Annotated in this window: 18 protein-coding genes; 8 read left to right on the top strand and 10 right to left on the bottom strand. The window is 47.0% G+C overall.

Annotation, left to right across the window (positions count from 1 at the left end; translation table 11 throughout):
* Positions 1-18 precede the first annotated feature (18 nt).
* Together BUA34_RS02765 and ispD are read right to left on the bottom strand one after the other, a co-directional pair.
* Positions 19-501: a hypothetical protein gene (locus BUA34_RS02765; RefSeq protein WP_072827234.1), complete on the bottom strand. Its 483-nt coding sequence runs from the start codon at positions 499-501 to the stop codon at positions 19-21.
* Positions 502-516: 15 nt separating this feature from the next.
* Complete coding sequence (ispD, locus tag BUA34_RS02760; protein ID WP_072827233.1) at positions 517-1248, bottom strand: 2-C-methyl-D-erythritol 4-phosphate cytidylyltransferase; 732 nt, start codon at positions 1246-1248, stop codon at positions 517-519.
* A 119-nt stretch (positions 1249-1367) separates the two neighbouring features.
* On the opposite strand from ispD, the gene BUA34_RS02755 reads away from it, so the two are divergent.
* Entirely contained in the window at positions 1368-1721 is a 354-nt protein-coding gene (locus BUA34_RS02755) for a hypothetical protein (RefSeq protein ID WP_072827232.1), read from the top strand.
* Here the strand turns inward: BUA34_RS02755 and BUA34_RS02750 are convergent, their stop codons facing one another.
* Positions 1722-2036 (bottom strand): YbjQ family protein, encoded by a 315-nt coding sequence (locus tag BUA34_RS02750; RefSeq protein ID WP_072827231.1) that lies wholly within the window; start codon positions 2034-2036, stop codon positions 1722-1724.
* A gap of 124 nt (positions 2037-2160) precedes the next feature.
* Positions 2161-2874, bottom strand: a complete 714-nt coding sequence (locus BUA34_RS02745) for a hypothetical protein (RefSeq protein WP_072827230.1) — start codon at positions 2872-2874, stop codon at positions 2161-2163.
* Between the two features lie 318 nt (positions 2875-3192).
* Here BUA34_RS02745 and BUA34_RS02735 point away from each other — a divergent pair, with 318 nt between their 5' ends.
* Complete coding sequence (locus BUA34_RS02735; RefSeq protein WP_072827228.1) at positions 3193-3972, top strand: hypothetical protein; 780 nt, start codon at positions 3193-3195, stop codon at positions 3970-3972.
* A gap of 78 nt (positions 3973-4050) precedes the next feature.
* Positions 4051-6471, top strand: a complete 2421-nt coding sequence (locus BUA34_RS02730) for an ATP-dependent helicase (protein WP_072827227.1) — start codon at positions 4051-4053, stop codon at positions 6469-6471.
* A 100-nt stretch (positions 6472-6571) separates the two neighbouring features.
* Here the strand turns inward: BUA34_RS02730 and BUA34_RS02725 are convergent, their stop codons facing one another.
* Both BUA34_RS02725 and BUA34_RS02720 read right to left on the bottom strand, forming a co-directional pair.
* Positions 6572-7705 carry an RluA family pseudouridine synthase gene (locus BUA34_RS02725; RefSeq protein ID WP_072827226.1) on the bottom strand — a complete coding sequence of 378 codons (1134 nt, stop codon included), beginning with the start codon at positions 7703-7705 and terminating at the stop codon, positions 6572-6574.
* A gap of 22 nt (positions 7706-7727) precedes the next feature.
* Positions 7728-9404: an NAD(P)/FAD-dependent oxidoreductase gene (locus BUA34_RS02720; RefSeq protein WP_072827225.1), complete on the bottom strand. Its 1677-nt coding sequence runs from the start codon at positions 9402-9404 to the stop codon at positions 7728-7730.
* Positions 9405-9512: 108 nt separating this feature from the next.
* On the opposite strand from BUA34_RS02720, the gene BUA34_RS02715 reads away from it, so the two are divergent.
* The 4 genes from BUA34_RS02715 to BUA34_RS02700 all read left to right on the top strand — a co-directional run bounded on the left by BUA34_RS02715 (position 9513) and on the right by BUA34_RS02700 (position 14159).
* Positions 9513-10997, top strand: a complete 1485-nt coding sequence (locus tag BUA34_RS02715) for a DUF1846 domain-containing protein (protein WP_072827224.1) — start codon at positions 9513-9515, stop codon at positions 10995-10997.
* Between the two features lie 333 nt (positions 10998-11330).
* Positions 11331-11723, top strand: coding sequence for a YkvA family protein (locus BUA34_RS02710; protein WP_072827223.1), 393 nt, complete (start codon positions 11331-11333; stop codon positions 11721-11723).
* A gap of 105 nt (positions 11724-11828) precedes the next feature.
* On the top strand, positions 11829-13214 hold the full coding sequence (locus BUA34_RS02705) for an FISUMP domain-containing protein (RefSeq protein WP_175545413.1): 1386 nt from the start codon (positions 11829-11831) through the stop codon (positions 13212-13214).
* 150 nt (positions 13215-13364) lie between these two features.
* Positions 13365-14159: a fibrobacter succinogenes major paralogous domain-containing protein gene (locus BUA34_RS02700; RefSeq protein WP_072827221.1), complete on the top strand. Its 795-nt coding sequence runs from the start codon at positions 13365-13367 to the stop codon at positions 14157-14159.
* Positions 14160-14604: 445 nt separating this feature from the next.
* Here the strand turns inward: BUA34_RS02700 and htpG are convergent, their stop codons facing one another.
* From htpG to BUA34_RS02685, 3 genes are all read right to left on the bottom strand, one after another.
* The gene (htpG, locus tag BUA34_RS02695) at positions 14605-16491 is read right to left on the bottom strand and encodes a molecular chaperone HtpG (protein ID WP_072827220.1); all 1887 of its coding nucleotides are present in this window, start codon (positions 16489-16491) and stop codon (positions 14605-14607) included.
* 336 nt (positions 16492-16827) lie between these two features.
* Positions 16828-19926: a cellulase family glycosylhydrolase gene (locus BUA34_RS02690; RefSeq protein ID WP_083579712.1), complete on the bottom strand. Its 3099-nt coding sequence runs from the start codon at positions 19924-19926 to the stop codon at positions 16828-16830.
* 97 nt (positions 19927-20023) lie between these two features.
* Positions 20024-20869, bottom strand: a complete 846-nt coding sequence (locus BUA34_RS02685) for an undecaprenyl-diphosphate phosphatase (protein WP_072827219.1) — start codon at positions 20867-20869, stop codon at positions 20024-20026.
* A gap of 36 nt (positions 20870-20905) precedes the next feature.
* On the opposite strand from BUA34_RS02685, the gene BUA34_RS02680 reads away from it, so the two are divergent.
* The gene (locus BUA34_RS02680) at positions 20906-21631 is read left to right on the top strand and encodes a polysaccharide deacetylase family protein (RefSeq protein ID WP_072827218.1); all 726 of its coding nucleotides are present in this window, start codon (positions 20906-20908) and stop codon (positions 21629-21631) included.
* 3 nt (positions 21632-21634) lie between these two features.
* Here BUA34_RS02680 and BUA34_RS02675 read toward each other — a convergent pair whose 3' ends face one another.
* Complete coding sequence (locus BUA34_RS02675) at positions 21635-23548, bottom strand: M23 family metallopeptidase (protein ID WP_254794289.1); 1914 nt, start codon at positions 23546-23548, stop codon at positions 21635-21637.
* Positions 23549-23632: the final 84 nt, after the last annotated feature.

The following is a 23632-nucleotide window of genomic DNA, read 5'->3' as shown; positions in this document are numbered from 1 at the left end:
ATTAGCTCGATAAATTGCTTAATATGTTTCGCAATAAGGAATATCGTCGAACTCAGCCGCTACTTCTTCTTTTTTGAATTGGTTGAATAGCAGGACTTCGTTTTTCGAGAACAATTCATCGTTATTGAGGAATGAAATGACGATTTTGCAGAAACCGTTTTGCGGAACGACAACGCCGTGTTTTTCAGCAAGGGTAAGTGTTGTTTCCGTAAAGCCACAAGAGTATCTATAAGACTCTAAATCTGCTTTTCCCGGTTGGATATATGCCGAAAAGAGATTGTCCTGTTCGCTAGTCCAAGTGGGCTTGACGATGATTTTTTCACCGCCGAGTTTGATTTGCTGCTGGTATCCGCCGCTACAGAAACCAACAGGCTGGCGGAACACGCCGATGACGCCTGATTTTTGCTCGAAAGTCTCTTTCTTGGATACAGAAAGGGATTGTGCGCATGAAGTCATAAGAACGCAGGCGCTTAGAATGCCAAGGAGTCTGAAATATTTCATTTTACCTCGTAAAAATTAAATGTGTTTTGCCCTGTTCGTGAAGATCTCGAAATCTTCGGGCGTGGTAAGTTTGTCGTTTGCAGATTCGCCTTTCACGATATAGACGGGCTCGCCAAAAAATTCGAGAATGCTGGCTTCGTCGGTCGGCGTAAAGTCGAGCGGTTCTTTTGCGATGCGCGTATAGAGCTGCTTGAGCAAATCGATGCGGGCTGCTTGCGGAGTCTGGGCGAGCCAGACCTTGTTGCGGTCAATCGTACTTTCGATGCGGCCATCGCTTGCAATCTTGATGGTATCGATTGCAGGCTTTGCAACGAGACAGCTCCCTTGATTGACGAGTGTTTCGCAGACATCGCGAATGATTTTTTCGCTTATAAACGGGCGTGCGACATCGTGTACGAGAACGTATTCGGCGTTACTGGTGAGTGCGTTCACTCCGTTTTCTACGGACTGCCAACGTTCTTTTCCGCCCAGAACGATTTTTAACTTTGTTCTAATATTCTCGGGAAAATTGCTTGTAGAAAACCAGGTCTCAATTTCCTTTTCGAAAAAATCTTTCCAGTCTGCAGGAACCGCCATGACGACTTCTGCAATCTCGTCCATCTTGAGGAATGTTTCGAGAGAATACTGGTAGACGGGTTTACTGCCCAGTTGCATCAACTGCTTGGGAATGTTGCCGCCCATGCGCTTGCCAAGCCCGCCAGCGGGGAGGACTGCTGCGAATTTACCGAAGTGTAATGTTTTTGCCATAATAAAAAAATAGAAAGATTTGTGATTGTAGTCACCATGCTAAAAAAGTAAGAACTATAAAATTTTTCAAAAGGGGAGAATGTTTTTACTTTTGGCCTCGGTGTATATGGGAGATCAAAATGGATTTTGAAGAATTAAAGCCAAAGAATCGAACCAAGATGGCTATAGTGGCATGTCTGGGTGGCTTTGTTGGTGTTCATAATTTTATGCTCGCGAACAGTGTTTCGGGGAGCATTAAAATCTATTTGACTTTAGTAGCCCTTATTGCTCCATCCCATGTTGGCCTCTGTATTGCTCTGGTTAACTTTGCTTGGGTCTTGTTTGATCTTTGGCAGATTTGTTTTGTGAAAACCCTGCCAGAGATCCGTTTTGAAGGTAGCCGGAAAAAAGCCGCATTGTTTGTGTTTGCGTACTTGTCTCTTGCTACCGTACTTGCTTTTTTTGTCGCCCGAAACTACGGCGTATTATTTTAGTTATTTCTTGAAGCGGACTGCAGTGCCGTAAACGATAATTTCAGAGGCGCTTGCCATCAGGCTGCTTGTGGCGAAACGTACATTTACGATTGCATCGGCGCCTATCATTGTTGCCTCATTTATCATGCGCGCGGTAGCTTTTTGACGGGCCTCGTTCATCATTTCGCTGTATCCTGCGATTTCGCCACCGATGATGGTCTTGAGTCCTGCGAAAATGTCGTGTACGACATTCTTTGAAAAAACGATGCTCCCTTTGACGAGCTGAATCGTTTCGAGTTCCTTGCCGCTTATGTAGTCTGTGTTGACGATTATCATTGTTACCCTCAAAATAGTTGTTTATTACAATATATAAAAAATTGCAAATAAGAGAATATTGCAAAAACCCCTGCACTTGATGTGCAGGGGCCTTGGGGGATTTGAGGAGGAGAGAATTGATGAATTAGAAAACGAAGAACATACCGATGTGTGGGGTAACGTTAACTCCAGTGAATAGGTAAGAAAGTCTGCTTGTTTTTGACAATCGGCCAGGATCGTTGTAATAAGCACCGATTCCATAAGCGTTTGTAGTGATGTCAATACCGCCGATTACACCGATTGAATCGAATACGTGGTAGCCCACGACTAAATCGCCACCGATAACAGCGTCAACGTATATGGCGCCTGGGTTGTATTTACGTGTATCTGTCCTGACGTCGCCTTCGATTAATTTCATGTCGAGCCCGCAAAGAAAATGCACTGCGACAATCAATTCGTTTGAAATCGGCGCCATGCCTATGCCTAGCTTTAAATTGAAGTCGAGTCCCTTTAAATCTGTTTTTTTACGGGTGATTTCATCTTTGAGGGAACCGTTCAAAAAGCCGATACCTAAACCGAATATGGACGAATAGCCATTTGCGTCTGTTCTATAGCGGGTCCAGCCGAATTGGTAGCTCACTGAACTCCAGTCGAAGTTTATGGCTTTTATCTTCCATGTTTCAGATTCGATGGGCAGATAAAAATTCATGCTTTGAAGGCTTTTGGTTGTCCTCATGGGCTTCTTTTCAGTAGCCTTGGTTGTTTGTGCGTCCAATGGTGTTGCGTCGATTTGCGCAAACAGCATTGAACTGCACATAATAATCGCGATAGCCACAATTTTGGAGAGCTTAGTAAGCATAATACACTCCTTGGCTGAAAATGTGGTTTTATCATTGCTCCGTCATTGAATATACCCAAAAGTTTCTAGAAATCTTAGAAAAATGTTACGAAAATACTCCAATTGAGAATTAACCCGTAAAAAATGCCGTTTTTTATGAAAAAAAGGGAATTGGGCTTTGGTAAAATTTTCTTGAGGAATAAAGTTTTGACTATGACAGTATTTGACATGAGGAAATTGTATATTGAATTTTGTAATTGATGCATGTATTTGTATATGTGCATTAATTGGACGAAAAAGGCATATTTGCTGTAAAAAGTCAAAAAAAAGGAGTTTCCTATGGCAATCATATTCGATGATTCGAAGTCCATTAACGATTATCTCAAGAAGCCGGAATCTCATCCAGAGTCGTTTGCTTCGCTATGCAAGCGTCAGGCGACCGGTCTAAAGCTTGTAAGCGACGAAATGGAACAGGACCGCAAAGAACAGGAGGAAATGGCGAAGCTAAGGAAAATGAGCTATGAGCGCAAGTACAAGTTGTTTTTCGAGAATATCGACCTGATTATGCGTCACAGGGATGAAATCATCTCTACACCGCGTTATGCAAACATCGATGCGCATTACGCGCTTGGGGGAGGCGGTTGTTATATCGGGCCGATTTCCACAACAAGGAGCTACAATTTTGCGGGGACGCAAGTCAATATTAATCTCAAGCTGGGGGCGCTTCTGGAACTTTGGGATACCGATACTTTCAGGGTGGGCTGTAAGTGCGGCGGCACGGCTGTAATCCGTTACTTTTCGGGCTCTCCGCTTTCGGGAGCGTCTGTCGCGGCTGCGGCTTGTCCCAAGTGCAAGGAGGTTCTGCATGGTATACGGAGCCGTAGTTTTGGGGATTATATGGGGACCATGCTCACAAAACTTGCAGAAAACACCGAGAAGGTTATAAAGGATATCATTGCCAAGTGGACGCTTGCCGAGGCCGAATGTGTGAAGAAAAATGCTGAAGGGAAATTTTCGCGGTCGTGCCGCCCTGGTGGTGAATTTCGTGGCGAGGAGCCGGCGTGTAGCCTGGAAACAATGATCAATGAACTGAGGTTGAAGGAATTTGGGGCGGATTGAAATTTTACTTGACGGTTTATATTCAAAAGACTACTTTTTGAGCAGTAAAACAAATGTTCACTACAATGCGAGGCGCGGATGGCTCTCTCCCAAGAAATTAATGCTCAAGTTGCTAAAGCTCAAGTTGTTGATTCCCTTGAGGGGGAACGCTCTCGCTTGGACAAGGAACAGCTTGAGGCGGTAGAAACGACCGAGGGCTACGTGCGCGTTGTGGCGGGTGCAGGGTCGGGCAAGACGAAAACGCTCACGCACCGCTATTTGTATCTCGTGAAGGAAATGGGAATTTCGCCGTCGAACATTCTTTGCGTGACGTTCACGAACAAGGCGGCGAATGAAATGAAAAAACGCATTCGCTCGATTCTAGGCGGTGACGATAGCGGTTATATTTCGACGTTCCATGGTTTCTGCGTGCGTTTCTTGCGTGAAGAAATCCACGTGTTGAATTACCCGAAAGAATTTATGATTCTGGACGAGGATGACCAAAAATCGCTATTGCGCAAGGCGTATGCGGATCTCGGTTTTTCTCTCAAGGATTTGAAAATCAGCAGTGTCCTTGATTTTATCGGGGGCCGCAAGGCAAATGATTTGGATTACGTTTCACTCTTTGCAGAACTGCCTTCGGAAAATGATATTGGTTTGAGTGTAGATGGTCGCAATGAGGGTGCCCGCGATGAAGAGAGTCGCGAAATGCCTAAAGACCATTTGCTGGAATTGTCTGATGATGCAGATGACAAGTGGATGAAGGTTTATTACCGCTACCTTTACGAGCAAAAGAAAAATTATGCACTAGATTTTGACGATTTGATTTTGGTGACTTTGTACATTCTTCAAAGTTTTCCGGAACAGTTGGACAAGTGGCGCAAACGCATGATGTACGTGATGGTCGATGAGTATCAGGACATTGACGGTCAACAGTTCATGCTTGCGGACTTGCTTTCGAGCTATCACAAAAATTTATTTGTGGTAGGGGATCCGGACCAGACGATTTATGGATGGCGCGGTGCCGACGTCAATCGTATTCTTGAATTTGACAAAACGCATCAGGGAACGAAAACGATTTTATTGCAGAATAATTATCGTTCTACGCCGAGCATTTTGAAGGTGCCGGATGCGGTTATCAAGAACAACAAGTTTAGAATTGAGAAGGTCTTGAGGCCTGTGCGTGTTGGCGGAAAAACGCCTGTCTTTTACCATGCAAAGAATACGCGCGAAGAGGCGAAATGGATTGTAGAACGTATCCAGAATGCCGTGCAGAGTGCGGGTGGTATGCGTTACAAAGATATTGCGGTACTTTACCGGATGCATTCGCAGTCGCGTTCTGTCGAAGAAGCTTTGATGGCGGAGAATATTCCGTATAAAGTTTATAGTGGTGTCGGATTTTATCAGCGCAAAGAAATTAAGGACGTGATTTGTTATTTGCGTATGCTTGTGTATGCCGATGATTTGTCTTTCTTGCGGACGGTGAATACACCCAAACGCCAGTTTGGGCCGCGTAAGGTTTCCATATTGCAGGCTTTTGCAGATGCGCGAGGCGTAGGGCTTTACGAGGCGCTTTTGGAAATTGTATCGGAAGCGGGAATGTTGAATGATGTGGCTTGTGATATTTCGTCGCAGGCGGAAATGTCGTCGGTTGGCAATGAACGCAATAAGATTGATTTTGACTGCAAGGGATTTTTGGCGCGAAGCAATGTCGTTGAGTATGTGAAATTGATTGAAAAATATCGTTCGTGCTATAGGGACATGAGCGTTTCTGAAATCTTGGCGAAAATTTTGCGAGAGACGAAGTACGAAGAAATGTTGCGCTTGGACGGCGATGAAGACCGCTTGGACAATCTTGCAGAACTCAAACAAGGAATTCTCGAATTTGAAAATTACTACGAAGAGGACGCTTCGCTAGATGAGTATTTGCAGAATATCGTGCTGTTCACGAATGTTGATGAAGATGCCGAAGAAAAAGACCGCGTACAACTTATGACGATTCATAACGCCAAAGGTTTGGAGTTCCCGTACGTTTTTGTGTGTGGCTTAAATGAAGGCTTTTTCCCAGTAAAGCGCGTGCAGAATAAGGTTCAGCTCGAAGAAGAACGCAGGCTTGCGTATGTGGCATTTACGCGTGCCGAAAATGTGCTTTGTATAAGCGATGCTGAAGATGGTGTGGCGGGGGATAGCGGAACGCGTTACCCGTCAAGGTTTTTGCTTGAAATGGATATGGGCGGGCTTGATATTGCTCGTGGATTTTCGGAAGATTTGCTCGAGGCCGCGAAGGCACACATATCAAATGTCGATCAGGAACGAGATTTCCTGAATGACGAGAGCTTGGGACTAGTCAAGAAAGCGCCTTCGGCAACATTTGAAGTTGGCGATCGTGTTGTGCACAAGATTTTTGGCGTGGGTACAATTCGCGTTGTGGACGAAAAGAATTTCTGCTACGAGATTGCGTTTGACAAGTTTGCAACCCCGCGCAGCATACAGTTCGATTTCCCGTTAGTACGGGGATAGTGTTGCAGTCCTGCATGGAAAGGTGCGGCCCCGTGACAAGCACGGGGTGACAGGCTTCGCCTACTTATGTCATGCCGCACCCTGTTGCGGCATCGCCGTTTTATCGTCTGTGACTTTTTTGAAAATTGTTCTCGGGGCGCTCGTAGTGAATCGGTTTTAACTGCTTGATGACGTCTCGAAGTTCTTTGGGCAGCGGACAATCGAATACTTTGTGTTCACCTTTCCAATCGAATTCCAGACGGCAACTGTGCAAGAATAAACGGTTCAGACCGAATTGCTTTTTTACTTCGCGGTTGAGCGCAAAATCACCGTAGCGCGTGTCGCCCAAAAGCGGATGTCCGATGCTTGCAAAGTGCGCACGGATTTGGTGCATGCGGCCTGTTTCGAGTTTGATTTTTACAAGATCGTAGCCTTCGTAATGTTGCTTGACACGGTAATGCGTGATTGCCTTTTGTGCGTTATCGTCATCTTGACCGACGAGCATCTTGCTGCCCTTGGCGCTATCAGTGCGCAAAAGCGATTCGTTGATGGTACCGCGGTCTTTCTTGAGATTGCCTTTGACAAGCGCGAAGTAGAATTTATCTACGACGTGTTCGCGAATCATGCGCGTGAAGTCGCGGAGTGTATCACCATGGAGGGCCGCAATAATCATACCCGAAGTTTCTTGGTCGAGGCGGTGGGCAATAGTCGGCTTAAAGTCGAGACCTTCATTGCGGCCCCATTCCCAAAGGTATTCCACGAGGCTCTCGCCGGGGCGCGTGCCGCTTCCTGGCTGGCTTGCGAGTCCCGAGGGCTTGTTGACTACAACGTAATCTTCGGTTTGCACGATAAGGTCGAGCTCGTGAGCGCCCCAATGCGCTTGTTTTTCTGCGCCAGTGCGTACTTGCCCCCAAGTGCTTTTTTTCTTGGCGAAACCTGTTGCGCTTTTTGCGTCGGGGTGTTGCTGGGTGTCCCCGCTCGAAGGGGTTGCGGGAGCCGCTTCGGCGGCGGAAGCGAGGGGAAGGCTTTCCCCCTTTTTATCGTCTTCACTAACGCTTTTGAAATTTTCGTAAATGTTTACTACGTCGCCTTCGACGAGCATTTGGTTTGCCTTGCCGACAACACCATTTACACGGACTTTCTTTTTGCGGATGACGGCGAAGAACACCGAGAGGGATTCTTCGGGGAATGCCTTGCGGAGAAAACGGTCAAGGCGCATGTTGGCAAAGTTGCGATCAATTGTTCGTGTAATCATTTTTTGTACCTAATAACACCTATTACTTGTTTTCCTTTTTCGCGTAATGAGCAAGGCGCACGCCGTCGGCGGCGCTGGTGACGATTCCGCCTGCGTATCCGGCTCCTTCACCAAGGACGAATAAACCCTTGGTATTCACGCTTTCGAGTGTTTCGTTATTGCGCGGAATGCGGAGTGGTGAACTGGTGCGCGTTTCTGGTGCGACAATTAGCCCTTGATCTATAAATCCCGGAATTTTGCGGTCGAAGTTTTGGAATCCTTCGGCAAGGCTCTTGCAAATGGTCTTGTCCATCCAATCCCACAAATTGCTTTGGACAAGTCCGCAGGGGTATGTGGATTTCGGGAGTGATTTGTCTTCTTGGTGGGCGAGGAAACTCTTTATTGTTTGTGCAGGTGCTGCGTAATTTTTTCCGCCGACGTTGTATGCATCGCTTTCGATTTTGCGCTGCAAGTCGAGACCGCCAAATAGTGAACCGCTTGATGGAATGTCAAAACCTTCGGCGCCTGCAGTAATCGGGACTGCGATGGCTCCGTTTGCGAACGCTCCGTTGCGGCGGCTGTAGCTCATGCCGTTTGTGGCGAGTGTTCCCGGTTCCGATGCGCATGGCACAAGAACTCCGCCGGGGCACATGCAAAAACTATAAGCGCTTGAGGTCTTGTTTAGTGTTGGCGTAGCGAGGAAATATTCGGCGGCACCGGTGATTTTTGTATCGACGTTTCCGAGTTGGCGCCTGTTGATGAGTGTCTGCGGATGTTCGACGCGAACGCCCATGGCGAAAGCTTTGCTTTCAAGCTGGACTCCGCGTGCATGGAGTAACTCATAAACGCCGCGTGCGGAATGCCCAACGGCGAGAACGAGCGCTTCGCAAGGTTGCCAATGAGAAATCGCGGTGCTTGCATTGGATTGCTTCGCGGAGTTTATCCCGGACATTGTTCCGGGGCTCGCAAAGACGTTCTTTAGCTTAATAGCTGTGATTCGCCCGTCATTAATTTCAATATCTTCAAGGGTTGTATTGAAATGGATGTGTCCACCGAGCTTGACGATTTCTGCACGAATTTTGCGCAACATCAAAACGAGTTTGTCTGTACCGATGTGCGGCTTTGCAAACGTGACGACGCTTTCGTCGACGCCAAATTGCACCATGTCCTTGAGAACTGTTTCACTGAACAAGTTGCGGCTTCGCGTGTTGAGCTTGCCGTCACTGAATGCGCCTGCACCGCCTTCGCCAAAAAGTACATTGCTGTAGGCGTTGAATTTACGGTCTACAAAGAATCGACGGATGTCGCGGAATCGTTCTTCGACTTGCTTCCCTTGTTCGTAAACGTCAACGGAAAAGCCTTTGCGCAATAGATGCAATGCTGCCCACAAGCCGCTTGGACCTGCACCGATGATATCAACGTGGCCTGCCAAGGGAACCGTACTTTTGCCCGGTTCTGCATCAAGACTGCGAATTTCTCGTTCCGACTCGATGAGCCCGCGTGCGTTGTTGCCTGTTGCACGGATTTTCCGCTTCAAGTCAAAAATGACATTATATGACCAACGCAAATCCCCTTTACGTCTGGAGTCTAGCGAAAAACGCTCCACTTCGAGGTTGAAGATTTCTTCGGGGTTTACGCGGAGCGTTTTTGCGAGTGCAAGGCGAACTTCACCCTTTTTTTCGAGGGCTACGGCGAGTTCTCTGTAGCGATAAGTAAACATGTTCGTCGCTAAATTTAGAAATATGGCAAAAAAATATTTTTTTGGACTTGAGATGGTGGTTTACATTTTTTTATAATTGTCTAAAACACAAAAAATGGTATTTGATATATGTTTAAAGTTGGTTTTGATAACGAAGCTTATCTAAAAACTCAATCTGAAAAAATTCAAGAACGTATCTCTAAATTTGGCGGAAAACTCTATCTTGAATTTGGTGGAAAATTATTCGATGATCATCATGCAAGTCGCGTTTTGCCGGGTTTTGCTCCAGACTCCAAGATCCGCATGCTCGAAAAGCTCAAGGATAAGGCCGAAGTCATCATCGCCATTAATGCTGGCGACATCGAAAAGAACAAGGTTCGTGGCGACCTCGGGATTACTTACGATCAGGACGTTCTTCGCTTGATTGATGCTTTCCGCGGTTATGGCCTTTACGTGAGCAGCGTGGTATTGACTCGTTGGCAAGAACAGCCGAGTGCGGTCGCTTACCAGAAAAAGCTTGAAACGCTTGGCCTCAAGGTCTATCGTCATTACCCGATTGCCGGCTATCCGAGCAACATTCCGCTTGTCGTGAGCGATGATGGTTATGGCAAAAATGAATTTGTTGAGACTTCTCGCGAACTCGTTGTGGTGACTGCTCCGGGTCCGGGAAGTGGAAAGATGGCTGTCTGCCTTTCCCAAATTTATCATGAAAACAAGCGTGGCGTTAAGGCTGGTTACGCCAAATTCGAAACGTTCCCGATTTGGAACATCCCGCTCAAGCACCCGGTCAACCTCGCATATGAAGCTGCAACGGCCGACTTGAACGACGTGAACATGATTGACCCGTTCCACTTGGAAGCTTACGGTAAGACGACCATCAACTACAATCGCGATGTCGAAATTTTCCCGGTGCTGAACGCTCTCTTTACGCGCATTCTCGGTGAATCTCCGTACAAGAGCCCGACGGATATGGGCGTGAACATGGCTGGCAACTGCATCGTTGATGATGCTGCTGTTTGCGAAGCCGCCAATGCCGAAATCATCCGTCGTTACTACAATACGCTTTGTCAAGTCCGCAAGGGCAATGCCGAAAAGGATCAGGTCTACAAGCTTGAACTCGTGATGGAACAGGCTCACATTAGCGCCAAGGATCGCAAGGTCGCTGTTGCTGCAGTCGCAAAGGCCGAAGAAACGAATGGTCCGGCTGTTGCAATCGAATTGAACGACGGTACCATCATTACGGGCAAGACCTCTTCGCTTTTGGGCGCATCCTCAGCTGCTTTGCTCGATGCTCTCAAGCATTTGGCTGGCATCCCGGACGAAGTTCGTTTGCTCTCTCCGATGGTGATTGAGCCGATTCAGAACCTCAAGACAAAACAGCTTGGTCACAAGAACCCGCGCCTCCACATGGACGAAGTTCTCGTGGCTCTCTCTGTTTGCGCTCTTACAGATTACAACGCCAAGATTGCTCTTGAAAAGCTTCCGGAACTCCGCCATTGCGAAGTCCACTCTAGCGTGATCCTCTCGCAGGTTGATGTTGGTGTGTTCCGCCGCCTCGGTGTGAATTTGACTTCGGAACCGAATTATCAGACAAGTAAATTATATCATGGGTAACAAATGCGTAAATCGAGAGTCGCGCCCATGCTTGCATGGACATGACCGAGATTAGCATTTGGCGATTGAGCGAAGCGAAAGCGCAAAAATCGTCTAAGTTTCGCATAGCGGCGTTCTCAACCCACTCGCCGTACTATTTGTACGGCTTCGGGGTCTGCGGCCTGGCTCTGCTCGCTTATCCGATTTTTTGCAGTCATCCCGGATTTATTCCGGGATCGGCATATACGGTTCAAATAGCAGATACTTTTAGAAAAAGATTATCGAGAAATCGGTAGTCTTTTTCTTTTTGTTTGTATATTTAAAAAGTGATTTGATTATAAGGATGGGCTTTGAATGGCTGATGATAAAGTTTATGATGATGTTGAAGTTCACGATATGAATGATTTGCATCGTGATAGACGGACTGTGAAACCGGGGGATGAACAGAATGGTTCTCCTGTTGTCTGGAAAGCACTTTCTGTAGTTATCGCAATGCTTGCTGTTCTTTACGACTTGTCTCCGGTTGATGCTGTGCCGGATGCTATTCCTGTTTTTGGTTGGCTAGATGATGTCGGGTTTACGTTGATGGCTGCTCTCAATGCTTACCAGCATTTTTCAAAAGACCAGTCTTCAATGTGGGTTCGCATGGCTAAATACGTCAAGTGGATGATGGTGGCTTTAATTGTTCTTGCCGGAGTTGCTGTTGGCGGGCTTGTTGCAGCCATTATCGCTCTTGTGGTGCGTTAAGTTTACTGCTTTGCTGTTCTTTTTTGGGGGGGGCGTTCTTGGGCCCTCTTTTTTTAACAAAAGAATAACTTATATTTAATTCAAATGTATGGGGAGGAGATGTTTATGAAAAAGTTGTTCGCAATTTGTGCCGTGTCAGCGTTCTTGTTTTCCGCCTGCGATGATGATTCTACGTCGGCAAGCTCGGACGAACCGGTGTCCAGCAGTGCTGTGAAAAAATCCAGCAGTAGCAAGGCGGACTCCTCGTCAAACAAAAAAGTTTCATCCAGTTCTGCAAAGTCGTCTTCGTCTGCGGACGATTGGGATGACGATGACGAAGAAATGTGCATGCCACCAACGATATTTGGCTTGGCGGGTGAAGAGGGGTGTTCCGATCCGAGTATATTGAGTTCCGTAAAGCCCGCTAAGCAGTGCAAAACGGAAAAGGATGATAAGTGCGAATACGGCACGATGACCGACCCTCGTGATGGCAAAAAGTACAAGACGGTCGTCATTGGTGAACAGACTTGGATGGTGGATGACCTAAATTACGAAATGGAAGGTTACAAAAAGGGCCGTTATAAGCAAACCGCTGCGATGCATGCTTGCCCTTACGGTTGGCATTTGCCGAGTGAATGCGAATACATGATTTTGATGGAGGCCATTGGAGGGACTGACGTTGCGAGTAAAATGCTAAAGTCTATGACAGGCTGGAAAGAAGGCCATAATGGTGTCGATGCATTCGGCTTTTCGGCTCAGCAACTTTCTGATTTGGATGACACTTATTTCTGGACGAGCAATTTTTATACCGACCTAGCTATAACCATGTGGGTTAGGGGTGATGAAGATGCTCATACGACTTGGTGGATTCGCCCTACATGTGAAAAATATCCGGTTCGTTGCGTTAAGGGGTATGGCCCTTCGGATGTGGGTGTCGAACGTAGCTCCTTCAAGGATTCTCGTGATGGTCAAACGTACAAGACGGTAAAAATCAATGAGCAGTGGTGGATGGCCGAGAATTTGAATTACGAGTCGGAAAATAGTTTTTGCTTCTATGATAACCCAAGCAAATGCGAAGAGTATGGTCGTCATTACACATGGGCGGCGGCGAAGACTGCATGCCCTTCTGGCTGGCACTTGCCGGATACAACGGAATGGAATACGTTGATAAACCTTATGGGCGGTAAAGATGAAGCTGGCAAAATCCTCAAATCCACAAGTGGTTGGGAGCCTTGCAATCGGTATCGGACTGCAAGAAAGGGTGACGAAATTGTTAGGGTTGATACTATCCCAGTTGTGAACTTGGATAAATACGGATTTACGGTTCTTCCTGCAGGTAATGCTCATTCAGTTTTCGGTCTGGAGGGCATTTTGACGGAATTTTGGACTTCCGTAGAACAAGGGGATTCTTTGGCAATCGACATGATGACCACATATACGGATGATTCATTTGTGTCGGCTAAATCAGATAAAAATTGGAAACTCTCGGTCCGGTGTGCAAAAGACAAATAAAAAGATCTTTAATTTATTCCTTGGAGGTTGTAGATGAAAAATACGAGTGTCATTCTGAACGAATTCAGAAGAAAATTGTTTAAGAGTTGTTATGGAGAAGATTGTATTAAAAAATGTCATCCTGGAGCGCGTCGCGCGATAGGATCCATAATGATTCTATTGGTAGCTTTGGCTTTTACCGCATGCGGTGGCGATAGCGGCAGCAACGCCAATTCAGACGAACCTGTGTCCAGCAGTTCCGTCAAAAGCTCTAGTAGCAGTGCGAAATCAAGCAGTTCGGTGACTGTGGCGACTTCGTGCAAAACCGAAAAGAAAGACAATTGCGAATACGGTTCGCTGACCGACGACCGCGATGGTCAGACTTACAAGACCGTGAAAATCGGCGAACAGATCTGGATGGCTGAGAACCTCAACTACGAAGAACGAAATAGTTACTGCTATAATGATTCTGCAGAATACTGCGCCAAGTACGGTCGCCTTTACACCTGGGCTGCTGCGATGGATAGTGCGGGAGAATGGAGTGATAATGGTAGGGCCTGTGGCCTCAATATGATGACGTGCTCGCCGAAATACCCGGTGCGCGGAATATGCCCCGAGGGCTGGCATCTGCCTTCCAATCTGGAATTCAAAACCCTGTTTGAGGCTGTGGGCGGCAAACCCACTGCTGGTATGGACCTTAAGTACACCAAAGGCTGGCATAATGAAGGTTACGGTACCGATGCCTTCGGGTTTTCGGCACTTCCTGCCGGTGACAGGGAAACTTCTGGCAGGCGCGATGCTGATGTGGTTTTCAACAACGAGGGCAACGACACGTACTTTTGGAGTTCTACAGAGTTTTCTGCCACTTGCGCGTGGGGCATGTACTTGAACTACAACAAGGACAACACGTATCTGGACTGCGGACGCAAAAGCTACGGGTTTTCAGTCCGCTGCATCCAAGATTAGACGCGAAAACGCCTGCTTAGGTTGGTGTGGTTCGGCTGGCTCACCAACCTATTGTCGAAGCATGCGGGCTACAGACGAGAGACTGGATTTGCAAAACGCAAAAAAGACCACGAGTGAATCGTGGTCTTTTTCTGTGTGCTAATCGTCATGCTGAAGCCCGTAAGGGCTGAAGCATCCAGTAAAGTCTTGCTGTTGGACAATAACTGGATCCTTCGCTTTCGCTCAGGATGACATGAAACGCATTCTCGTTCTGCGTCACTTCCTACCGTCTACTGTCTACTTGTACTCTCGCTACGCTCAAGTACCAAATGCTCGGCTCGGTCCTATCCATGCAAGAGCATACAAAGCGAATGTCGCAAAAAATGCTTGCATTTTTTATGGCTGAGCTGAAGTTGCGGACGCGAAGCGTCAACCATGGCTGCGACACTCGCCTTACGCATTTGTCCTACTTCACGCTGGCCGTCAGCAGTTTTGTAATCGCAGCGACGTACTCAGCGGGGTTTGGCAGCGGAGAACCTTCGGCAAGCAAAGCCTGACCGTAGAGGGCCTTCGGCCAATCGCCAAGATCCTCGTTCGCTTCGGCCTTCTTCTTGAGCATTTCGCAAATCGGGTGTGTCGGGTTGATTTCCAGAATGCGCTTGCTCTTCGGCAAGTTCTTCTGGCCCATAGCCTTCATCATGCGTTCCATCTGGGCGCTCATCGCATCTTCGCTCGTCACGAGGCAGCACGGGCTATCCTTGAGGCGGCTAGACACGCGGACTTCCTTGATGTTTTCGTCCAAGACCTTCTGCAAGTTTTCACAGAGACCCTTGAAAATGCCCTTGTTTTCTTCTTCGGCCTTCTTTTCTTCTTCGGTCTTTTCGAAGTCCACATCGCCACGGGAAATGTCGTGGAATTTCTTGTCGCCGAATTCCGTGAGGCTAGACATCATGAATTCGTCGATGCCGTCGCTCATGAGCAACACTTCGTAGCCCTTGGCCTTGAATGCTTCAAGCATCGGGTTCGACTTAATGGCGTTCTTGTCGCCCACGAGGTAGTAGATTTCCTTCTGGCCTTCCGGCATGCGCTTCACGTATTCGTCGAGGCTTACGAGAGCGTCGCCTTCGGTCTTGGTGCTTTCGAAACGGAGCAACTTCTTGAGTTCGTCAAGATGTTCCCAGTTCATGTAGAAGCCTTCCTTAAGGACCATGCCGAGTTCGCGCCACCAAGCGTTGTACTTAGCGACATCCTTGTCGGCCATGTTCTGCAAGGCGTCGAGCACCTTCTTAATCACATGCTTGCGGATGTTCGTGATAATCTTGTTGTTCTGCAAGATTTCACGGGACACGTTCAACGGCAAGTCTTCGGAATCGACCACGCCGCGCACAAAGCGGAGCCAAGGCGGCAGCAAGTCCTTGCAGTCATCCATGATAAAGACTTTCTTCACGTAGAGCTTCAGACCGTGCAGAGCGTCGTTGTGCCAAATGTTGAACGGAGCCTTGGACGGAACGTAAACGAGGCTCCAGAATTCCTGGGAACCTTCGGCGTGGCTGTGGCTCCAGGCGGCCGGTTCGTCAGCTTCGTGGCTGATGACGTTGTAGAAATCCTTGTATTGTTCTTCGGTGACGTCCTTTTCGCTCTGGCGCCACAAAGCGGTCTTGTCGTTCAAACGTTCTTCGGGCTTTTCTTCGATTTCGCCCTTGTCGTTCTTCGTTGCTTCCGGGTGGAAGTAGATGCCGTAGCTCACGAAACCGCTGTACTTTTGGACGATGTCCTTGATCTTCCATTCGCTAGCGAAATCATCGGCGTCTTCGTCATCCTTGAGGTAAAGCGTAATCTTCGTGCCGACCTTGTCGAGCGGGGCTTCAGAAATTTCAAAATCGCCCGTGCCTTCGGAGCTCCACAGGTAACCCTGCGTTTCGCCAGCCTTGAGCGTCAAGACTTCGACCTTCTTTGCGACCATGAACACGGAGTAGAAACCCACACCGAACTGACCAATCAAATCGACGCTGCTTTTGTCGGCATCCTTCAAGTTCTTGATGAAGTTCTTGGTGCCGCTACGTGCAATCGTACCCAAGCAGTTGATCAAGTCTTCCTTGTTCATGCCGATACCGTTGTCTTCGACAACGAGGCGCTTGCCTTCCTTGTTCACCGAAATATCGATGCGCAACTGCGTGCCCACCGGGAGGAGGCTGGAGTTCGAAAGCGAGAGAAAACGACGCTTGTCGAGTGCATCTGCTGCGTTAGAAACCAATTCGCGGAGGAAAATTTCCTTGTTGCTGTAAAGAGAATGAATCATCAAGTTCAGCATGTCGCGAACTTCGGTCTGGAACTCCATCTTTTCTGTTGCCATGTTTTCTTGTCCTTTGTTAAATTTTGAAGCAGGAAACTTTTGAAAGTTTCAAAATGAAACGTTTTGCGTGTTTCCGCTCTGTTTTCGCGGGAATATATGCAATAACCGTGCCAACACAAGACCGCTCGCGCTAATGCAAAATAACAACACCTTTAGAGCGTTCGCTCTCGCAAAAGCGTGCAAAACGAGCGTCGCGAAATTATGCTTGCATAATTTCATGACCGAGTAAAGCCGCGGACGCTGAAAGCGTCAATCACGCCTCGTTAATACGAGGCGCTTTTTGCTCACACAAGACCGCTAGCGCAATCTCGTTTGATAGTAATGATGTCTCGATTTTTAAGACGATATTCTATGAGAAATGTTTCTCCAGATGTCGAATAGTGCTCCTCGGCCGATTTTCAGGTATTGCGGCAGAGTTGAAATGCGGTCGTAAAGCATCTGGATGTATTCGTCCTTTTTGCCGTTAAAATCGAGAATTTCGACGGTATAGACGCTTGGAATGTGCGGATTATTAGAACGATGTTCTGCAACTACAGTTCCCTTGAGTTGCAGCGTGTAGCTCGTCGTTTGAATTTCAAAATTGATGGGTTCACCTAGGTACAAATCGTTCATGTTGTCTGTGTAAATGTCGACTCCGTGTTCAAGTAGTTTTGTGGTAATGCCACTTACGCGGCAGCCGTCTTTTTTAGTGACCTCAACCAATTCCGCGGCTCGAACTTTCACGTTTTCGCCATCTGCATCGCGTCCGAGAACAAGCATAATGCACATGATAAGGTAATACGAATTGATGAATAGCCAGAACAATATGGCGAGTACTCCGATGTATTCGTAAACAATGAACATGTAAGTCATTTGCGCAATTCCCAAAACGGTCAGTGTCAATAACACAATAAAGGGAATAAGGCTCTTTTTGTCGATAATTCTTTCGTTTGCTTTTTCTTTCTTGGTGACTTTGAATGTCGAAAGCGTGAGGCCAAGCGCTTCCTTAATGATGGGTATCAGCAAGAATGGCATGACGGATGTTTCGTAAATGCCGCTCCAACGAGTTGAAATCATGTTGCGGCTAAGAACGCGCAGCGAAATAATCTGCATAATATGCATCGGTAGCCAGAATAAAATCAAGTCTAGCAAGGTGCATTTGAAAATGGGAATGCAAAAAACGGCAAACATCAAGGGTGATAGCAAATAAACTAGATGCTTGATGGGGGAAAACCAATATAAAACGGAACTCAGGTAGCTTAATTTTTGCGCAAAGTTCAATTTGCGATTTCGTAAAAACTTGAGCTGCTTGGCTGTTGCGATGACTCCGCGCCCCCAGCGGGTGCGCTGCTGGATGTGCTCTTTGAACGAGTTGGGCGCAATTCCCGAGGCGAGCGCTTCCGAAAGCCCAAGGCTTGCAAATCCAGATGATTCAATCAGCATGCCGGTTGCAAAGTCTTCGGTGATGGATTCCGTGTAAAAACCGCCGATTTTGTTTAGCGCCTTTCTTGAAAGAATTGTATTGGAGCCTCCGTAAATCACGCTGTTTGATGAAGTCTTTGCCGCTTCGATTACGCGGTAGAAAAAGTCTTGTTCGTTCGGAACAATTGTTTCTGCATACAAATTATGTTGGAAAACATCCGGTGTGTAAAAACTTTGCGGTGTTTGTACAATGCCGAGCGGAAATCGCTTTTCTTCGGGCAAAGTTTCGTTGATTTTTTCGGCATCGATAAAGTAGGGGATGGTCTTGAGTAAAAACTTGCGGCGCGGAATCATGTCTGCATCTAAAGTCACTATGTAAGGCGATGTTGTTCGCTTTAAGGCTTCGTTCAGGTTCCCGGCTTTGGCGCCTTTGTTATCGGGGCGGTCAAAGTAATTTACGCCCAGTTCTTCGGCAAGCTTACGCATTTCGGGGCGACGATTGTCGTCGCACAGATAAATGTGAACTTTATCCTTATCGGGATATTCCATGTACTTGCAACCGATAATGGTCTTGCGCAAAAGCTCAACAGGTTCATTGTAAGTGGATATGAAAATGTCGACATCCGGGAATTCTTCGGGCTTGATTTGCGGTAGCGGATATTTCCTCAAGTTGAGCATGTCGTTGTAATGAATCAATGATTCTATGAATCCGAGAATTTCTACAGCGAGCAAAATGACGCTTCCTATTACGGCGATGTTTCCGAATGCAAATGGGATGGAACATGTCATTCGCCAGCAAAGGTAAATCAAGGTACAAATAGTTCCTATAATCAGTACGGCGTTTCTCCAAAAACTTGGCTTGCGTACTTTATCTTCGGTGTGCCCGTATTTGTATAATTGCGTATAGGTCTTGATTTGGTTTCTTTTTAATTTTTTTAGAACGATTTTTGTTACTGTTAATAATAAAACGATAATGAGCGCCGGTGCAGCAAATATAAGCCAAAGCATGTAAGGCTGTGTTCGCGATATAATTTTGAATTTTGATGATATTCTGTTGTCTGGGGCGATGGAGTCGACATCTTCTTTGCGCATAATCGCTCGTGCGAGTTTCCCGTAATATGTCAAATCTTTTTCGGTCAGGTATTCTAATGCACGAGAATCCGAATTGACAATGGCGCAAGTTTCATCTTTGTTGGATAAACTCCAAATTGTATAATTTAGATGTAATGAATCGACAAGGCTGTACCATTTTTTGACGCTTTCCAAGTCAATATGCCCATTGCCATCTTCTTCGCAGAGACCGCTTTCGGTAATGAAAATGGGCGTACCTGAGGCTACGACTTTTCTAAGCTTTTGGCGAAAATCATCTTTGTGCGAGGCCGCGTAAAAATGGAACACGTACATGACATTTTTAAATTCCAAAGGATCCTTGGCAGGGAATTGAATTTCTCGACTGTAGTTCGGTGTTCCGACAAGAATCAATGCATCGGGATTGTATCTGCGGATGACGGGAATTATCAGATTTGAATATTCCTTGATGTCGTCCCAAGTGGTATTGCCGTTGGGTTCGTTGCAGATTTCGAAAATGACATTGGGAATATTGGCGTATTTTTTTGCAATCTTGTTAAAAAAATCGATTGCTTCAGCAAGGTTTTCGTTGGGATTATTGTCTTGTAAAATGTGCCAGTCGATGATGACATACATGTCGTTTGCGATGGCGAATTCGACACCTTTTTCGAGAATTTCCAAATTTTTCTTTTTGTTACCGTTGCAGTAGTCGTAAGAATACATGGCGAGTCGAATCAAGTTGGTGTTCCACTCGGAACTGATTTGGCGGAAAAGGCCTTGATTGACATATTTAGGGAACCAAGTGAGCCCGTGTGTGCTGAATCCCTTGAGAACGGCTAGATTGCCTTTGTGGTCGTAGAGGTTTGAACCTACAACGTGGAGCTTTCCATGTGTGGATGGTCGGGCAACATTGGCGTTCGCAAAAACAGCAAATACGAATAAAAACGCTAAAATAAATCTCGCCATAAAAATTCCCCTTCTTATAAAAATAAAGATAAACAAAAAAAATAAAAATCGCACTCGCAAAGCGAGTGCTGCTGAAAAAAGGACTTTTTTTTATTTTTTACTTTATGAAAATCAGTCCCAAGATGCCGACTGCCCAGACGTACCAGGCGAAGTGCTGGAACTTGCCCTTCTGCAAGAAGGTCATGAGCCACTTGAGAGCGATGATGCCGAAGATGAAGGAAACGATCATGCCCACCAAAAGTTCCGGCGAGAAGTTGCCTGCGTCAACGCATTTCAAAGCCTTTTCAGGGTCGAGAAGTGCTTTTTCCGGGGTCATGCTCTGGCACTTGATCCACTTGATGCAGTCGAGAAGTGCTGCACCGCCAACTGCCGGGATGCTCATGAGGAAGCTGAATTCGCCAGCGTATTTGCGGTTCACGCCCATGAACATCATGGCGCTAATCGTCGAGCCGCTACGGCTGATGCCCGGAATGCAGGCGATGCCTTGAACAACGCCAGTCACGAGAGCGCGCCACCAGTTCATCTTGACGCCTTCGTTATCCGGGTGTTTGGCGCCGGTCGGGCCCCACTGCGATGTGAAAAGCAAAAGACCGGTGAAAAGTTCTGCAACGCAGACGGCGCGCGGGTTTTCGAACAGGCTTTCGAGTGCATCCTTGAAGCCGAGCCCGATGAGTGCTGTCGGGATGCTTGCAAGAATGATGTAGCCCGCTTCGCGGAGCTGGTCGCGGTCACGGCGGATGCAACCGACGATGATGTCTACAATCTTTTTGCGGAACACGACGAATATGGAAAGGAGCGTTCCGGCATGGAGCATGATGTCAAAGAACATGCCCGCTTCGTTCATGTTTAAAAGTTCGTGCCCGATCACAAGGTGACCCGAGCTAGAGATGGGGAGAAATTCAGCGAGGCCCTGTAACAGACCGAGGATAATTGATTCAAACATGTCGGGAAATATAGATTTTTTACTATCTTCCTTCGCATGTCTCGCCAGTTTCTCCTTTGTTTTCATGATTTTTCGGTGTGGAATTTCCGCACGTCTCTTCCAATCCTTGAAGAACTCAAGGATCTTGCTGGAGCTCCTTTTAGTGTGCTGGTTATTCCTGATACGGAAAATGCTACGGACGAATCAATCGCTGAATTTCGTGAAACGCTTGCTCGTTTGAAATCCGAGGGCTTTGAACTTGCGTTGCATGGCTTTAAGCATAAAGCCGAATTCAGCCAGGGGCGTAGCTATGCGGGGCTCATTGGCATGAACATGACGTCTGGCGAAGCTGAATTTGCAGGGCTTTGCGAATATGAATCGAGCCGTCTTTTGCAGGCGGCGCTTGGTGCATGGAAAAATTTATTCGCCGATGAAAACGGAAATGTTGAAAAGCCGGTTGCGTTTATTCCTCCGACTTGGTTTAGCAATAAGTTCTTGCCAAGACAAGTTCGTGCTGAAAAAATGTTGTACGAAGACCGTTTTTCTTTAACGACCGCTGATGGTGTCCGCTATTCGTCTCCCGTGGCTAGTTTTGCGGGTATTCCGAAAGCTACAGAAAAAGCGGCATTTGTCTATGCCGAAGGAATATTGAAGTTTCCGTTCGGTGTTCCGCGCATTGCCGTTCATCCGGTGGATTTCCCGCGGTTGAACGACAAAATTCGCGACCTCGTGCGCTTGGCTCTTGGTTGCAAACGAAAACTTTCGCTTTATTGTGATTTGTAATTTTTAGAATCCAGGAACGGTTATATCTTTTTTGGTCTTGCGCTTCGAATCGTCGGTGATTTCGATAGTGAGCGTTTCTCCAGCATCGGGGAGTGCTTCGCCAAGAATGATGATTTCACGCGGTTCGGAGTCGTATTCTGCAGCAATCCACTTGTTGCCGTACTTGACTGTAATGGCGTTTCCATCAGGGATTCCTGCATATCGAGAATAAAGCGGAATCTTGAGAGCTGCTTGGTATGTGCCTCCGACGAGTGTTTCTGCCCAATAGGGGAATCCGAGCGAAATTCCGTCTTCGTCAGAAATGTTTGCCAAATCCCTAAGTTCATTAGTTGTTGCGCAACGGTTCTTGGAACCTGTTTGCTTTTCGAAGTAGAACCATCTGCGTGTTGTTTCGCCGAGCCAGTAAAGCGGGGCCGGGTTGTCTTCGTTTTCTATGCAGACGTTCCACTTGCCGTAGAATTGCAGACCCTTCGGATGGAATTCGTAAAAATCAACGCTGTCGGTTTGGTTGCGCGTGATGGCGAGAACGCGTTGCGAAGTGTCTCCAACAACGGGGATTCCCGAAATCTTTTGTGAAATTTTCACGTTGCCGACTTTCGTATACCAGTTGATGCTGTTTTTGTATTTCCCGTAAGGGTAGACTGCGATAAGTTCATTTACGCTGCGACCTGTGCCGGTCGAGGCTGCATCGGCGCTATACCGGATGTATCTTGTTTCGGGGAATGTCTCGACGATTTTTCCGATGGGGAGGGGCTTGCTGTGATCGAAAATCTTGCAGAGGTCGTTGTTGATAATTTGTTCGTCCTTGTTCAAGGCGGCAAACTTGTATCCAGATTCGCAACGGAAAATGTCAAGCATGCTCTTGCTCAAGAACGTGTAAAGCGGAGTATTCTGATTCTTGGTTAATACAAACTTGCCGTTATTCTTGCAAGACTTATGGAAGTTGAATTCACGTCTGACAACGTGACCGCTAAAGTCTTCGACTTCAAGTCTGTAGGTGGATATGGGGCCAATCTTAGCGTCAATGTAGTGCCAGTCGCCTGCGGTATCTGCTTCTTCTGCCCAGAGTAGTTCGTTACGGATGTCAATCATCTTCTTGTAGCTGAGTTCATCCATGACTTTGCTGTAAATCTTGTCGTCGTAACGCCACAGTTCGACTCTGCGGACTGCCATCGGATTTTCTTTGGGCTCGCGGCTGTAGTCGGCAATCTTGATTGCTATGGACAAGTTAAATTCATTCTTGACGGGCGTTTCCGCACATCCGTTGCGGAGCGCTTCGTCTGTCGTAAGTGCAAGTTCGTTACCTTGCCAAACGGCAATTCCAAAAATTTGCGGAGCAATTGTATCGAGGCATTTGACGCCCAATTGGCAAGGTGAAGTTACGTCATCCTTGTTCAAACGGACTTCGAGGTGCAGGTGCGGGTTGCCGATGCCTGTACTTCCCGAGAATGTAAGCGTATCGCCTTTGCGGAATCTTGTGTTTGGCTTAATCGAAACATCGTTACTCTTGGTTGCGTATTGTTTTTGACGAACTAAGTTGTCTACTTCAGGAGTAAAGCTGCTCTGGTGTGCGAACACCCATGTCTTTCCGCTTTGTCCTTCGTAGAACATCACTTTACCGTAACCGAACGGAGATACCTTGATTTCTTTGATGAATCCGTTTTCGGGTGCGTAGATCGGCCAACCTTCTTCCATTTGCGTGGAGTAGTCGATACCTGCATGGTAACGCGTACCGCGGTTCTCTCCGAATGACGATGTTAAGTAAGCGTCTCGTTGGAATGGATCGTAAGAGAATGGTTCAACGTAATTTTCGGAAATGAGCTCGGCGGGAGGAGCAGTCCTTTCGGAAAAATCGGTCTTGTCGAGTTTAGCGCCTCTTTGTTCGGCAATGCAATCTTCGTAAGCGAATGCGTCCATTTTTTTTGCATCGCATACAATGTTTGTATTTGCTCCGGCAAAGCATAAGGCACTAGCGGAGGAGAGTAAAACGAAAGAGAATTT

Source organism: Fibrobacter sp. UWB12 (assembly GCF_900142485.1).
In the GTDB taxonomy this organism is placed as follows: domain Bacteria; phylum Fibrobacterota; class Fibrobacteria; order Fibrobacterales; family Fibrobacteraceae; genus Fibrobacter.
Note: the sequence above shows the minus strand (reverse complement) of the source record. Positions and strands in the feature narration are given on the sequence as shown.